Origin of the sequence: Sphingomonas zeicaulis (genome assembly GCF_050433225.1) — a bacterium.
In the GTDB taxonomy this organism is placed as follows: Bacteria; Pseudomonadota; Alphaproteobacteria; order Sphingomonadales; family Sphingomonadaceae; genus Sphingomonas_D; species Sphingomonas_D zeicaulis.
Genome location: NZ_JBNPXQ010000009.1, coordinates 228359 through 242286, shown reverse-complemented (window position 1 = coordinate 242286; position 13928 = coordinate 228359). Strand labels below are relative to the sequence as shown.

Sequence of the window (13928 nt, the reverse complement as noted above, 5' to 3'; positions counted from 1 at the left end):
AAAGGCTCACTGCCATCTCATCACTCCTTTCGCGACCTGGTCGAGCAGCAGCACGATTCCGGAAAGCGCCATGGCAGCCGCCATCAGCGCCACCGGCAGGGCGAACGCGATCGCCCAATCGGGTGCTGCCCGCTTACGCATCGGATCGTGCGACCGCGATGCAGGTGAAGGCGGTGCCGGCGGCCGGCGCGCCGAACGGATTATAGCCGCTCAGCGCGGAGACGATCGCGTTGACGCCGGTGATCACCGCCGTGAGGATCCCCGAGACCACCCCGAGGTTTGGCAGCGACTGGCCCCGCCAGGCGCGCACGACGCAGCCGATATAGGCGCCGGCCGGCGTTGGCGTCATCGTCTCGCGCACCCAGCTTTCGACGCGGAAATTGGCGCCCTGCGCCGGCATGCTGCCGGTCGGCGGCGGCACTTCGGTGAAGACCGTGCCCGGCGGCGCCGAGAATGTGCGGGTGAACAGGATCTGCACCGTCCCGCCCGATCCGATGACATGCGACGCAGGGCTGCCCGTCGTGTTGCCCGTCGTCGACGTCAGCCGCGGATGCCGGTGATCGCCGCGGGCATATTCCGTTTCGCCACCAACGGCGCCGGCCACCGCCTCGCCCATCGGCACGAGCGTTGCCGCTTTTGGCACGGCCGAAGCATCGGCCTTGCCCGCCACCGTCCCCGCCAGCGCGTCCACCGCCGACTGACTGGCCTTGCTGTTCAGTGCGGTGGAAAGCCCGCCGACCGTGCTGGCGTTCGCCTTGTTCGCGAGCGCGGTGGCGGTCGCGGCCGCGTCGGCCTTGGTGGCGATCGCCGCCTCGATCGGCGCGAGATCCGCGGCCGGCGGCACGAAGCTCGGCCGCGACAAGGGCGCTGTCCGCGGCCGCGTCGGGGTTGCGGTCGGTCTCATGCCACACCCTTCACCTTTTCATAGGCGCGAACGCCGAACAGGCCGCCGGCGAACAGCAGCACCTGGACGAGATAGCCTTCGTCCAGCGGCCGCCCGATCGCCGGCCCGATCACCAGCGCGTAAAGCACCCCGGCAACCGTCACCCATTCGAGCGACGGCCGCGCGAGCCGCACATAGAGCTGGTACCAGCGCGCCAGGCGCACCGGATGATCGGGCATGCCGATCGCCGGTGCGGTCGATACCGCGACCGTCTCCACATTCTCGATGGCGACGGCCGCGCCGCTCACAGCTCCGTCGCCACGTCGAAGCTCGGGCAGGCCTTCGCCACTCCCGGCCAGTCGCGATGTCCGCGCACGATGATGTTGGGAAACCGCTCCCGGTAGGTCGCCACCAGCGTCCGGATCGCCCGCTTCTGGGCCGGGGTGCGGGTGTCCTTCGCCTTCTGGTTTTTGGCGTCCATACCGCCGACGTAGCAGATGCCGATATTGCCGGTGTTGGCGCCGCCGGTGTGAGCGCCACGCTGATCGTCGCGCAATGTACGGTAGAAGAGGCCGTCGAGCTCGACGACGAAATGATAGCTGACCTGGCCGAACTTCGCGATGTCCCACTGGCTGATTGTCTCGGCCTTTACGTCGCGCCCCTCCGGCGTCGCGGCGCAGTGGATCGTCAGATATTTGATCCCCTTGGGATCCATCTTCGCAGGCGTACCCATCACACGTTCCTTTCGTTGGGAGGCCAGAGCGGCGCGAGGCCGATCAGCATGCGTTCGTCATCCGTCAGCGGATCCTCATCGGCCGGGTCCGCCGGCGGTTCGTCTGCAGGTTCCTCGATCATTGTCGGCGCACCTTCCGCAGCTCGACCGGGCTGGGCGCCAGCCCGCGCGTGGTGACGCCGATCGCCTCGACACTTTCGATGCTCAGCGCCATTTCCGTTCCGCCGGTGATCGATGCGCAGGCGTTGCGCAGCCCATGGGCCGCCAGCCGCACCGCCCGGATCGCATCGATCGCTTCGGCGCTCATTTCCTCATTCCCTGTTCCAGGTGCTGAATGGTGACGGTGAGAGCCGATAGCGCCGCCGCCAGCGCCCGATCGCTTTCGGTGCGCTCGCGGTCGACCATCGCGCGCTTCTCGTCCGCCCGCGTCTCGCGCCACACCAGATAGCCGATGACCAGGCCGAGCGGCCCGAACTGGCCGGCAAGGGACCAGATCTCGGGGCTCACGCCGCCACCGAGAAGGCGCCGGAGTTGTCGTTCGTCGTCGGCCGCGCGACCCCGTCGAGCGTATGGCTCAGCACCGCCGATCGCAGCCGCGATCGCGCCGGGCTGTCATTCTGCAGGCGATAGTCGCCGCCGCCGGTACCGGATGAGAGGACGCCCGAGACCGGATCGATTTGCGTGCCGCGATAGTCGACGAAACGCACATCCAGCCGCACCCGGTCGGAGGTGCCGACCAGCGCGTTGATGCCGGGATGTTCGCGCGCCGCCTGAAAGCCCGTGGTGGATCCGTCGAGGAACTGCGTCACCTCCGCTTCGCAATCGACGCCATTGGCATATTCCCAGTTGCCGGTGCGCGCCGAGGCGTCCGGATATTGCGGTTCGTTGAGGAAGACGAAGCGGTCGGCCTTCGTCGAGATCTCCGAATGGATGTTGCCCTTGAACATCAGCAGCGTGGAGACGCGGTGCGTGGCGCCATCATCATAGACCAGGTTGCCGCGGCCGGCCGCCAGCCCGGCGCCGGTCAGTGTGTTGTGCGCGATCACCATGTGCGTGACGTTGCCGGTGGCATTGTCGCGGGTGATGCTCCACATCGCCGCGGTGTTGGCCGAGTTCTGATGTTCGAACAGGTTTTGCACGATCGCGAAGCCGGTGACATTGCGATCCTGCGCCACCACCAGCGTGAGGTTGGAGGCGTTGAGGAACTTGTTGCAGTAGACGAAGCCACCATCGACCGACGTCGTCGTGATCGCGGATGCCGGATTGGTGCAGCTGGTAAGCTCGCTGCCCAGCAGATAGCACTGCTCGACCGGCACGCCGGACACCACCAGCCCCCGCCAGATATTGTGCAGGCCGGTCTGCGTCGAGGCCAGCACGTTGCCGACCGCGTTGGTGATCACCATCCCATAGACGCTGTCGCGCGCCGAGCTCGACAGCCACGCCGTCGTGATCGAAGCATTGTCCATCTCCACATCGTCCCAGAGGACGCTGAGATTGATGCCGGTTTCGCCGGCGAACTGCGCGGCGCCGGTGCGCACCACCTGGCAATCGTTGAAGCGCACGCAGCCGGAGGTGACGCCCGTCGCCAGCCCCAGCGTGATGCGCGGCCGGAAGGTTGCCCCAGCCATCCGGATCGGCGCCGCCGCGCGGGAAACGGACGGATCCCGCGTGATCGTCACGCAACCGACATTCTGCGTCAGGTTGAAGGTCGCGCCGGTATCGCCCAGCGAGGCGCCGCCCGACATCACCCGCACGATGCCGCCGTCGATCCGGCCGGCGACCGCGTTCAGCCGCTTGAGCGCACCGGCAATGGTCGCGCATGGCGCGGCCGCCGCGGTCGCCGCCGTCGTCGAGACCGCTCCCGTCGTGTCGTTGCCCGACGCCTCGTTGACATAGACATAGTAAGGCGAGCCCGCGAGCGTCACATCCTTCAGGAAATAGCGGCTGTTCCAGATCCGGCCGCTGCCCGCGGTCGCGGTGTTGTAGGTCGCGCTGCCAATGAACGGCCGCGCAACGCAATCCACCTTGATCGAGCCCGTCGCCAGCGAGCTGATGTCGAAGGTGTGGCGATAGACGATTACCGGGCAGCGGTCGGTCGATCGGCCGCTGACCACCGTGCTGTTCACCCACTGTGTCAGCGTCGCGCCCACGCTGTCCGTCACCGTCACCAGCCCGCCGGCGATCATGCGGCCCTGCTGGGCGTTGCGGTGGAAGGCCACGAACTCCACCGTCAGGCTGTTGCCCACCACCTGGCGGCTGGGCATCACCCAGTTGCCGAACGGCGCCGGGCTGGCGCGCGTCGCGCTGTTCGCCAGCGGCACGTTGGCAGAAGGCGGCGCGCCGATGCTGTCCCAGATCCACCAGCCCTGCAGGGCGTTCAGCACTGCCGACGTCGCCGAGCTGTAGACGAAGCTTTCCAGCCAGACGCGCACATATTGCGTCGCCCCGTCGATCGAGACTTCCCAGTTGGTCAGATAGTCAGGAACCGGCAGGCGCGCCCATTTGGTGCAGCCCAGCGTGCGCACCGTCGTCGTCGCCGCACCGGTCGCGAGATTGGTCGCCGGCTCCGTCACCGTGACGCTCAGCTTGGAAGGATCCAGCGAGCCGCCGGCGCGCGCCGTCGAAATCACGATGTCGATATAGCCGTTGCCGATCTCGGCGGACTGGATCCAGCCGATGCCGCCGCTGCCCAGCAGATCGCCGTCGAGGTTCACCGTCGTGGCGCTGTCCACCACCACCCGCGCGACGCCGAACTGCGCCTCGATCCCGTTATAGCCGTTCATGCTGTTCACGATCGCGGTGCTGAACGGGATGATATAAACCTTGCCGATACCGGCCTGCTGCACTTCCGCGTTGAACCCCACCGTCGTCGGCTGGGCCAGATCGTCGGGCACATAGATGTTGGTGTCGATCGCGCTGGTCACGCGGATCCGCTTGCCCAGATCGGCATAGGTCATCGTGTAATCGCCGGCGACGTTCACGATGGGCAGGCGCTGCGCGGCGATCGCCTGCACGTTCTGCGCGAGCTCGCGGATCTCCACCAGCGTCTCGCGCACATAGGTCTCGGCGTTCAGCAGATCCTGATAGGACATGCTGACGAGGATGTTGCCGCTGCCGTCGAAGCCGATGACCTTGCCGGCGCGATCGGCGGCGAAGGGCAGCAGCAGGTTCGGTGCCTCGCCCTGGCGCGCGACGATCGCGCGGGCGAACAGATCCGTCACGCCTTCGCGCAGTTCCTGCGCAAGGAAGGTGAGGATGTCGAGCCCGCGTTCGTGCATCTCGGCGGGGAAGCCGTCGTTCGCGATATAGTCGAGCTTTTGCAGCGCCGTCGTCTCGCGCCAGCGGATGATCGTCTTTCCTTCGGGATAGGCGATCGCCGTCTCGATCGACGCGGTGCCGGCCCGCAGGTCGCCGTTCACCGTGTAATCGACATCCAGCACCAGCAGGGTTTCGACGCCGCTCGCGACATCGAGGACGGAAACCTTCACGTCCGCGGCATCGGCGCACTGGAAAGGCACGTCGTAATTGCGCGTCGCCCCGTTGCCGGTGCTGCGCGCTTCAACCGTTTCTGTGGAGACCGTCATTCACCGCCCCTTGGATCCGGCATCGGCTCATTGTGGAGCCTCCGCCTGTTCCGGGAGCCGGGAGGGGGCGTTCTCCCCCGGTCTCCACCAATACCCTTGACCCTGCTCGGCAGCGACGTCCTCCATCCGCTGCCAACTCTCGTAATAATCGGGATCGATTTCCTGTGCCAGCACGTCCAGCACCATGCGCTCATAGGCGGCGCGCAAATACCAGATCGAGCCCCCGGGCGTGTAATTCTTGAGCAGCTTCACCGTGTCGCGGCCGGCGTTGATTTTCTCCGGCTCGCCGCGAGCCGCCTTCATCGCATTGCCGATCGTCACCTTGGCCGCGTCGCTGGCGGCGCTCACCACCGGCCCGGCCAGCGTCTCCGCCAGCCCGCCGCCGAAGCGATTTTCGGTGGCGGTGAAGAAGTCGCCGAAGATGCCGAAGCCGCCACCCTGCAGCAGCGCGGCGCCCCAGAATTCTTCGCTGCCCATGTCGCGCGGATCGCGGCCCTTGGCCAATTCCTTCATTTGCAGCGCCAGCCCGCCGAGCAGCCCCGTGGTGACGGTGAGGCCGGCGAAATAGGCGAGGCGACCGCTCATGTTCGGCCGCTGCATCATCCGCGCGCCATGCGTCAGCAGCATCGATACGCCGAACGACTTGAACAGCGCCGCATTGCGGATGATTTCGCCGCCCAGCGTGCCCGGCTGCTGGCCGAAGCTCAGCGTGGCGCGCGCCCGCGCTGTCGCGGTCGGCACGGCATAATCGGTTTCGGTCAGCACCATGCGCAGCAGCGTGTCGCCCAGCACTTCGTCGCCGATGTCTTCCGGCCGCAGGAACTGCGCCTTGCCGAGGCTGCCATCCGCTTCATAGAGCGGCGTCGCCCGCATGACGTCCCAATCGTCGGCCTCGATGCCATAGCGCTGCATCATGCCACGCAACGACGGATCTAGATCGTCGAACTGCTTGCCCACCTGGTCGCCGAGATGCCCCAGCACCTCCATGCCGAAAGCCCAGCGGCCGGCCTGCGTCCAGGCGGAAAGGCCGGAGACGCGCAGCACCGCATCGCTCATGCGCTTCGCGATCTCCGGAGAGGCGCTTTCGTCGATGTAGCGATGCAGCGCCGACGCCATCTTGCTCGCTTCCTCCGCGATCAGACCGAGCCGAACCGCGGTGCGCCGATCGGCGCCGGCAGCGGGGTTGAGCAGCTTCAGATAGCCGGTCATCGCGCCCACCACCGGCAGTCCGTTGAACCGCCGCGTCACCGCCTGGAAGCCGACATCCGTCGTCGCGCTGATCGCCGCGCTGCCGAGCTTCGCCGCGGTCAGGAAAGATCGCACCCCGCCGAACGCGCGCGCGACGCGACCGTTCACCGGCGTGCCGAGCTTGCCGGTGACGACATCATAGAGATCGTCGAACTGTTTCGCGACGGCACGCGCGCGATCCAGCCGTTTCTGGCTGGGGTTGGGATCCAGCGCCGCCAGTTTCTGCAGCCGATCCTGCAGCCAGCGCTTCGTCGCCGCCGGGTTTGGCCCGAGCACTTCCAGTAAGGCGATATCGCGCGACATGCCCTGCATATGCCCCAGCATCGCATCCCACGCGGTGCCGGTGCCGAAGCGATCCTGATAGGTCAGCCAGTCGTCGGCATTGCGGAACAGCAGGAAACGACTGTCCGATCGCCGGTTCGCCAGCTTGCCCGCGAAGCCGGCGCCTTCGGTGCGCCGGTTCCAGCCATCGGTGCGGATGCTTTCCCACACCTCGCGCAATGCCAGTTCGAGCCCTTCCGGGGTGAACGGCGCCCCCGTCGCTTCGTCGACCATCCGGCCGGCGTCGAGCAGCGGCGCGGTGAAATCCCGCCACGCCTCATAGCCGGCGGCGCGCACCCGCACATTATCATGCGCCTGCGGCAGCCCCCAATCCGCCCGATGGCCGATCGCGCCGCCGGCGGCGTTGAAGCGCGATCGCAGCATGTCGGCCGTCTTGCCGAAGGCCTCCGCAACCTCGCGCGCGGCCGCGTTGCCGGTATCCTCGCCGAACCGCTCCCGCACCACGTCACGCAGCCCGGTGCGATCGCGCACGCGGCCCAGCAGGTCGCGACTATGCCGAAACAGCGCTTCCGTCATCACCGCGTGCGCGCGGCCGAGGATCGCCCGCCGCTGCGCTTCCACATTGATGAAGGGCGCGCGGCCGTCGCTGTCCAGCACCGCCAGCGCGCCGGTGAAGGGATCCCCGTCGAAGCTGGCGAGATCGCCCGCGATGCGCCCCTGCGCCTGCACCTGCAGCAGTGCCTGCCGCTTTTTCAGCAGCGCTTCGAACTGCAACTGGCGCAGCGTTTCCTCGCTCGCTTTGGCCGCCGCATCCGTGGTGTAGCCGCGCTTCAGATAGTCGGCGTTCAGCGCGTCGAAGCGCGCCTGCATCTTTTCGGCCTGCGCGGCGGTGATCTCGCCGCGATCGACCATCCCAACGATGCAATCAGCCAGCGACATTGCCACCCCCCTTCGGCTTCGGCGGGATCATGCAGGTGCGCGCCTTTTCCACCGCGTCCAGATCGCGATCAGTTTCGTCGAGGATCTCGGCGATCGAACGTTCCTCACCCTCGATATCGACGCGATACTGCTCTGCCTCGCCGCGCTCGATCGCCATCCGGATATCGTGTTCCAGACTGTCGCTCTGCTGCTTTGCCGCGGGGCCGCCGACGGGATCGTCCCAATCCTTCGAAACCGCCTGCGCTTCCAGATCGGCCAACGCCACCACTTGCTCGACCGCATCGGGCGCCACCGGCGCCTGTGCGACGTCGGACACCGGCGCCGCCGCGGCCTCCGGGTTTTCCGCCGCCCAGCGCTGCCGCATCGCCTCGAAGCGCGCGGGCGTGATCACCTGTTCATAGCCACGCGCCCGCAGGGCCTTGCTGATCTGCGGCGCCACGATCCATTTGCCGGTGCCAAGCAGGCTGCTCACCGCATCCGCAAGCGCGGCCGGAACCGAGGCGGCATTTACACCCGCATCATCGTCCGCAATCTGGCGCACACCCTCAGGGTCGAACTCTCGGCCCGGCCCGCGCGGGGTACGTTCCAGCTGCTCGTAGATCCCCCGCTGGATGCGGATATCACCGAACCGGGCATCTTGAGCGCCCTTGCCCTTCTTCCCGCCATAGTCGGAAATCGCGGCGAACAGATCGTCATACTTGCCGGCATCATTTGCCCGGCGCGCCAGTTCCCGCCGCGCCGCCGCGATGTTACCCACGCGCGTGTCAGGTCTACCAGGCGACGAAATCAGATATTCGGTGTCTTTAGAGGTGGCCGGCCGAGTACGATCGAATTCCGCCAGCCGCTCAACGATGACGTCGGCAGGGCTTTTCTGGCCCGCCGCAACATCACCATCGTCGTTCGCGGCAAGGATGTCGGTGCGATCAGCAGGATCCAGCGCCTCCCGATGAGCCGGCGCGATCGGCGCGTCGGGCGTGCCATCATCGATGATCGCCAACGGTTCGGCCTGTGCGGCCTCCCGCTCGATCCGCGCATTTTCCTCTAGGCTCCGCGCATATTGCGCGGCCGCGTGCGCCTCCGCATCGGGGAACAGGTCCGGGCGCAGCTCGGCGCCACGCGGCGCCGGCGTCTGCCCCATCTTGTTATGCGTCCACGCGATGACATCCTCAGCGGACATCCCGCGCAGGAACGGGTTGGCATCGACCACCCCCTTGCCCAGCACGGCTTCGGCGCTGGCACCCGGCGCGGCGCGGAACACCTTGCGCGCGCCCTCCGGCCCAAGGAAGTGCATCAGGTAGAGATTGCCCGCCGTCGCCGGCTGCCCCATCGCGCGCAGGCTGGCGGTATTGTCCGCCAGCAGATCGTCCATCAGCCGTTCCTGCAGGCCGCCGTCGAAGCGTTTCGCCCAGATCGCGTCGTCGCTCAGCCCCCCGGCGCCGAAGCGCCGCTTGTAGTAGGAGAGGAAGGTGCCGCGGACGAACTGATAGCGGCCCGAAGCGCTCGACGGCCGCTTGCCGGTTCGCGGATCGACACGCGGCACCGCCGCATCGTTCCCGCCGCTTTCGGCCTGCCGGATCTTCGCCTTCACCGCCGCCGCCCCGGCGCCGGCGTCGGGTGAGGCGACCGACGTCATCAGCGCCGATCGCGTCGAGGGCGGCGGCCGATCGGCAAGGATCGCATCGAACACGCCGCGCAGCCCGCCGTCGTTCGCCGCCTCGCCGGTCATCGTCGGCCGGAACGGGCTGGCCTCCGCGATATCCGCATCGCGCTCCACCGCCGCCAGCGCCGCCTTTTCGGTCGGCGTGCGGCTGTCATCAGGCACCGCCGCCTTGAACTGTTCCGCGGCCACCCGCGGCTCGATCGTGCCGGCGTCCAGCCACCGGCGCTGCACCGCCTCCGGCAGACTGTCGAACAGCTTTTGCGCGGCCGCATCCTGAAACCGGCCAACCCGCTCGCTCCGCCCGATCGCGCCGCCCAGCTCGCCGGCGCCCTGGACGCCACCGCCGACGACGGCACCGAGCACGCCCGCCATGGCGAGATCCGTCGCGGTGTCGCCGATGCCGCGCTCGATGCCGAACACCTCGCGCGCGTCGCGGCGCACATTGCCCTCCATCACCGCGGCGAAGCCCATGTTGATCGCGGCGCCTTCGGCCGCCCCCTTCAACACGCGCACGCCCAGCGAAGCGCCCTGTTTCGCGGCGCCGCCGATCGGCAGATAGCTGCTGGGATCCATCAGCCCGGCGCCGCCGGCGCCGGCGACCAGGCTGCCCCAATAGGTCAGCCCCGTTGTGCCTTCGAGATCCCGGTTGGCCGCCTCGAAATCCTCCCGCCGCCGCCGTTGGGCATAGGCCTGCAGGGAGGCACGATCATGGATCTCGTCGAACTTGCGATCGAACGGCCGCCCCGCCTGCCGCTCGCGCTGGACGAAGGCAAGCAGCCCCTCGATCCGCGCGGCCTCGATATCGGGCAAGCCCTCCATCGCTGTCTTCGCCGAATAGCTTGTCTGCCCGGGGCGCCCCTGCGGCAGCGTGCGCGCCTCCGATGGCAGGATGTCGCGATAGCCGCGCTTCGTCGCTTCCGCCGTCAGCGGATCGATGATGTCCCGCTCATAGCGGTATTCGTTCCAGCCCCAGTCAGGCCCTGCACGCGCGGATCGAAACTGAGCACCGATCGCGTCGCCCCACGACAACGGCGGCGGGGCGTCGAGCACAGGCACGCCGATCGCCGCGCTCGCGCCGAGCTCCGATTGCCGCTGCAGTCGGCCGCTCATTGTGCCAGCCCGCGCGCGAGGCGCTTGACGTCGAGCACATACAGTCCGCCGGCGCCTGAGAGGAAATTGCCGGAGGCATCGCGGAACGCGTAGAAACCCTCATTGTCCAGCGCCACCGGCACCAGCCGCTTGAGCTCGGCCGCCGTCACCATCCGATCGCGGAACATCGGGCCGCGGCCGTTGCTGCCGTACTGCGCCAGCGCCTTGTCGTCGGCGCGCGCGATCGTCACCTCAAGATTGCCACGCGTCATGCCCGTCGGCAGCAGCACCTTTTCACCCCGCCGCCAGTCGACGATGCCGCCGGTATTGCCTGCGGCGCCGGCGGCATCCCGCACCGCCTGCCGCCACAGGTCGCGATCGAACACCTCAGCGCCGGCAGCGGTGGCGCGGCTCGCATAGATGCCCTTCGCCACGCTCCACAGACTGCCCTGATCGGGGCCGGCGAGGCGAGACAGCGCGGATCCGGTCTCGATCTGGAATTCGCGCCGCGCGGCGCCTTCGTCGATCAGCTTCGGATTGGCTTTCAGCCGCTCATAGCCATCGAGCGCCTGTTGCACATGCGCGCGGCCGACGCTGCGATCGCGCATCGCCGCCAGCGTCGACATCCAGACATAGTCCGCCCGACCAGGCGCAATCTGGCGCAATGCCGCTTCGGCCAGGTCCGGTTCGTCATGACGCCGCGACGCATCGGCGAACACCGAGATCAACGCCGCGCGATCGGCCGGCCTGCCCGCGTCCAGCTGCTGTTTGATCGTCGCCGCCTCATCGGGCGTCAGCAGCTGCAGGCGACCGCCATAGCGCGCCCGCGCATCGCGCGCCGTCGCCAGTCGCGCGCCGACGCTCATCGCGTCGTTCAGATCCAGCGGCACCAGCACCTTGCCACTTGCCCGCGCGGCCCGCGAAAGCGCATCGGTTTTCACCTCCTGCCGCGCTTGGGAAAGCAGCGTGTCGAGCGCCGTCACCCGCGCCACCTGCCGGGGATCCTTCTCCCAGCCCTTGGTGCCGGTGATCGTGTTGCGCTGCTGCGCGATCTCATTCGGCGTGGCGGCGCCGTAAAGCGCGTTCACCTCGCTCTTGTCAGCCGCCCGATCGAGATCATAGGCGAGGCCTTCCTCACCCCGCGCGCGCGCCGCCGCGGCGCGACCGCGCAGCTCACCGACATCAGCCGCCACGCCGTCATTCACCTGCTCGACGACGAGGCGATCCGCTTCGTTCGCCTCACCCGTCGCCTGCGAGACCGCCGCCCGCTGCTGCGCCTCGATCTGGGCAATCTTTGCCTGCGCCTGCGCCGACATTGCCGCGAGCTGCTGGCCATTGAACACGCTGTTGAACGTGCCCTTTTGGATGGCTTCAAGGGCGCCAGTCGGGTTCACCTGCAGCACGCCCTGCCACGCACTCAACGTCAGCTTCTCGCGCGCATCGCGCCGCAGCTCGTTTTTCGCATCGTCGGGCAGCGGCATCGCCGCGATCTGCTTTTCCGTTACGCCCAGCGCCAGCTGCAGCGATGCGTCGCTCGGATCCGTGAACAGGTTAGCGCCGAGCTGGCCGGTCAGCGCTTCGAAGTTGGTCGCCTCCGCCTTCGCCCGCTGGCCGATCGCGAACGCCTGTTCGCCCGATGTCACCCGCGCGCGGAGCTGGGCAACGTCAGGCTGGAATTGCTGGCGGATCTCCGGATCGGTGATGCCGTCGAGAAAGGCCAGCGTCTGTTCGTCGAGCAGCTTGCCAACCGCGGCTTCATGCCCGACAGCGCCGGCCGGCGCCGAGGCACGCATTTCCGCCACCGATCCCTGCAGCGTGCCCTGCATCGTGGCGAAGCGCACCGCGACATCGGAGCGCTCGGCCCGTTGCTGGTTTTCCTTCTCGATCAGCGCCGCCTGGTGATCGAGCTGCGCCACCCGCTCATCCGCCGCCGCGCGGATCTCCGCCGAACGGCTCAGCCCTTCGCCCAGCGCCTGCAGGCCCTCGCCGATGCCGGGCGTCACCGGCTGGCCGGGGATCAGCATCGCGCGGGGACGTTCCGGCGCGCGGAAGAGGGGCGGCACCGCCATTACCAGTTCACCCAATCGTCAGTCTGCGTCGGGAAGTAGCGACTGGGCGCGCGCGTCGCCGGCCGCTGCCCCGTCAGGCTCGCGGTCGACGGCAGCGGCATCGATTGCCCCGGCAGCGCCGGCAGCTGCGCCGCGCGCACATTGCCGGCCGCGGCGCTCACATCGGCCGAGGCGCTGGCGCTCGACATGCCCGTCAGCGCCTGCGCGCCGGCGCTCAGGATGCCCGTAAACAGCGCATCGCCCGCCGCTTTCTTTTTCGCGCGCGCCTGTTCGCGCAGCGCCAGCGCCTGCCGCGCGGCGCCGTAGCGGGCGTTCAGCACCGCGGTTTCCCGCTCGATCGCATTCTGTTCGAGCAGCGCCAGCGCGGATCCGGTGCCGACGCGCAGGCCGTTCGCACCCATCGCCGCGATCGCGTCGCCGCTCACCGCGCGTTCCTCGCGCCGGATGTCGCTTTCCTGCTGCGCGCCTTCCAGCTCGCTCAGCCGGGCATTCTCTCGATCGGTCGCCGCCTGCTGCCGCAGCCCCTGATATTGGCTCACAGCACCATAGAGCGTGCCGATCACCTGCAGCCCCATTCCGATCGGACCCGCCGCAGCGCCCATCAGCCCTTCACCCTGGCATAGACGAGCACATCCTCGCCCCCCGCGCCGTACGCGCGCAGCCGCGCTTCCAGCCCCATCCCCAGCAACTGCGCCCAGCGACACCCGGCGAGGAAATCCGCCATCACCGGCGTGTCGATCCTGCGGTAGCTGGACGCATCGAGCACCCGCCGCGTCGCGCGCGTGAATGCCACGAAGTCATGGCCCTTGTCGGCCGCCAGCCGCGCCCACGCGGTGGCATGCCCCGCATGCACCTCGATCAGCCCCGCGCACGCGATCACCCGCCCGCCGGCGTCGCGCGCCGTGAACGCCGGACCGGCCGCTTCCAGCCGCGGCCCGGCGCCCACCGCCCCCAGCGCCACGATCTCGCGCCGCTGCGCATCCTGCAGCACCAGCGCATCGAGATCGGCCGCGACGAAGGGGGTAATTCCGATCACTTGACGTGCGTGCCCTCAACGCCACGCCGCATGCGCTCTATCGTCCGCTGCTGCAGCCAGTGCATGGCTTCCTCAACGTGCACCAGCGCGTGCTCGTTAGCGCGACACGCGAAAGGACCGGCTTGAAAAGCACGAAGCCGATCCGCCACGATCGCTAGCAGAACTTCCTGCGTCAGGCCGTTAACCCCGACTTCCCCAATCGGGCCATTCTGAAACAAGATCCCGGAAGCGTCCGTTGGGCCGAGGGTGGCTGCGAAAGGATCCGACGGGTTCGTGCTGCTGTTAAAGCCGGTGACGCGGTAATAGTGATTAGCACCGCCGGCACCTGGCTCATCCAACACTTCAACCCGTAGAACATCGTTCGCTGGATTGACCTTGTGATCTTCAATCGTACGCATTGAACTT

General features: G+C 68.1%; 14 protein-coding genes. All 14 read right to left on the bottom strand.

Annotated elements, in window-relative coordinates; translation table 11 throughout:
• Positions 1–6: 6 nt before the first annotated feature.
• Genes FHS96_RS24835 through FHS96_RS24770 form a run of 14 tightly spaced genes read right to left on the bottom strand, consistent with a single transcriptional unit; the run spans position 7 to position 13921 of the window.
• On the bottom strand, positions 7–141 hold the full coding sequence (locus tag FHS96_RS24835; RefSeq protein WP_429598294.1) for a hypothetical protein: 135 nt from the start codon (positions 139–141) through the stop codon (positions 7–9).
• Complete coding sequence (locus tag FHS96_RS24830) at positions 134–904, bottom strand: hypothetical protein (RefSeq protein ID WP_429598292.1); 771 nt, start codon at positions 902–904, stop codon at positions 134–136. Before FHS96_RS24830 ends, FHS96_RS24835 begins: the two co-directional genes overlap by 8 nt.
• Positions 901–1191: a hypothetical protein gene (locus tag FHS96_RS24825; RefSeq protein ID WP_429598290.1), complete on the bottom strand. Its 291-nt coding sequence runs from the start codon at positions 1189–1191 to the stop codon at positions 901–903. Before FHS96_RS24825 ends, FHS96_RS24830 begins: the two co-directional genes overlap by 4 nt.
• A complete protein-coding gene (locus FHS96_RS24820) occupies positions 1188–1616 on the bottom strand; it encodes an N-acetylmuramoyl-L-alanine amidase (protein ID WP_429598288.1) in 429 nt (142 codons plus the stop codon). The genes FHS96_RS24825 and FHS96_RS24820 overlap by 4 nt, the downstream gene beginning before the upstream one ends.
• On the bottom strand, positions 1616–1738 hold the full coding sequence (locus FHS96_RS24815; RefSeq protein ID WP_429598286.1) for a hypothetical protein: 123 nt from the start codon (positions 1736–1738) through the stop codon (positions 1616–1618). The genes FHS96_RS24820 and FHS96_RS24815 overlap by 1 nt, the downstream gene beginning before the upstream one ends.
• The gene (locus FHS96_RS24810) at positions 1735–1923 is read right to left on the bottom strand and encodes a hypothetical protein (RefSeq protein WP_429598284.1); all 189 of its coding nucleotides are present in this window, start codon (positions 1921–1923) and stop codon (positions 1735–1737) included. Before FHS96_RS24810 ends, FHS96_RS24815 begins: the two co-directional genes overlap by 4 nt.
• A complete protein-coding gene (locus FHS96_RS24805) occupies positions 1920–2123 on the bottom strand; it encodes a hypothetical protein (RefSeq protein ID WP_429598282.1) in 204 nt (67 codons plus the stop codon). The genes FHS96_RS24810 and FHS96_RS24805 overlap by 4 nt, the downstream gene beginning before the upstream one ends.
• Positions 2120–5200, bottom strand: a complete 3081-nt coding sequence (locus FHS96_RS24800) for a hypothetical protein (protein WP_429598280.1) — start codon at positions 5198–5200, stop codon at positions 2120–2122. The genes FHS96_RS24805 and FHS96_RS24800 overlap by 4 nt, the downstream gene beginning before the upstream one ends.
• 27 nt (positions 5201–5227) lie before the next feature.
• The gene (locus FHS96_RS24795; protein WP_429598278.1) at positions 5228–7669 is read right to left on the bottom strand and encodes a hypothetical protein; all 2442 of its coding nucleotides are present in this window, start codon (positions 7667–7669) and stop codon (positions 5228–5230) included.
• Positions 7656–10439 (bottom strand): hypothetical protein, encoded by a 2784-nt coding sequence (locus tag FHS96_RS24790; protein ID WP_429598276.1) that lies wholly within the window; start codon positions 10437–10439, stop codon positions 7656–7658. The genes FHS96_RS24795 and FHS96_RS24790 overlap by 14 nt, the downstream gene beginning before the upstream one ends.
• Positions 10436–12487 (bottom strand): hypothetical protein, encoded by a 2052-nt coding sequence (locus FHS96_RS24785; RefSeq protein ID WP_429598274.1) that lies wholly within the window; start codon positions 12485–12487, stop codon positions 10436–10438. Before FHS96_RS24785 ends, FHS96_RS24790 begins: the two co-directional genes overlap by 4 nt.
• Positions 12487–13089, bottom strand: a complete 603-nt coding sequence (locus tag FHS96_RS24780) for a hypothetical protein (protein ID WP_429598272.1) — start codon at positions 13087–13089, stop codon at positions 12487–12489. Before FHS96_RS24780 ends, FHS96_RS24785 begins: the two co-directional genes overlap by 1 nt.
• A complete protein-coding gene (locus FHS96_RS24775) occupies positions 13089–13523 on the bottom strand; it encodes a hypothetical protein (protein ID WP_429598270.1) in 435 nt (144 codons plus the stop codon). Before FHS96_RS24775 ends, FHS96_RS24780 begins: the two co-directional genes overlap by 1 nt.
• Positions 13520–13921, bottom strand: a complete 402-nt coding sequence (locus FHS96_RS24770) for an Acb2/Tad1 domain-containing protein (RefSeq protein ID WP_429598268.1) — start codon at positions 13919–13921, stop codon at positions 13520–13522. The genes FHS96_RS24775 and FHS96_RS24770 overlap by 4 nt, the downstream gene beginning before the upstream one ends.
• Positions 13922–13928: the final 7 nt, after the last annotated feature.

What these genes read in the sequence shown, in the direction of transcription:
- FHS96_RS24790 (WP_429598276.1), bottom strand. Translation starts at nt 10,439, where the DNA reads ATGAGCGGCCGACTGCAGCGGCAATCGGAGCTCGGCGCGAGCGCGGCG.
- FHS96_RS24785 (WP_429598274.1), bottom strand. Translation starts at nt 12,487, where the DNA reads ATGGCGGTGCCGCCCCTCTTCCGCGCGCCGGAACGTCCCCGCGCGATG.
- FHS96_RS24800 (WP_429598280.1), bottom strand. Translation starts at nt 5,200, where the DNA reads ATGACGGTCTCCACAGAAACGGTTGAAGCGCGCAGCACCGGCAACGGG.
- FHS96_RS24815 (WP_429598286.1), bottom strand. Translation starts at nt 1,738, where the DNA reads ATGATCGAGGAACCTGCAGACGAACCGCCGGCGGACCCGGCCGATGAG.
- FHS96_RS24770 (WP_429598268.1), bottom strand. Translation starts at nt 13,921, where the DNA reads ATGCGTACGATTGAAGATCACAAGGTCAATCCAGCGAACGATGTTCTA.
- FHS96_RS24795 (WP_429598278.1), bottom strand. Translation starts at nt 7,669, where the DNA reads ATGTCGCTGGCTGATTGCATCGTTGGGATGGTCGATCGCGGCGAGATC.
- FHS96_RS24810 (WP_429598284.1), bottom strand. Translation starts at nt 1,923, where the DNA reads ATGAGCGCCGAAGCGATCGATGCGATCCGGGCGGTGCGGCTGGCGGCC.
- FHS96_RS24830 (WP_429598292.1), bottom strand. Translation starts at nt 904, where the DNA reads ATGAGACCGACCGCAACCCCGACGCGGCCGCGGACAGCGCCCTTGTCG.
- FHS96_RS24820 (WP_429598288.1), bottom strand. Translation starts at nt 1,616, where the DNA reads ATGGGTACGCCTGCGAAGATGGATCCCAAGGGGATCAAATATCTGACG.
- FHS96_RS24780 (WP_429598272.1), bottom strand. Translation starts at nt 13,089, where the DNA reads ATGGGCGCTGCGGCGGGTCCGATCGGAATGGGGCTGCAGGTGATCGGC.
- FHS96_RS24835 (WP_429598294.1), bottom strand. Translation starts at nt 141, where the DNA reads ATGCGTAAGCGGGCAGCACCCGATTGGGCGATCGCGTTCGCCCTGCCG.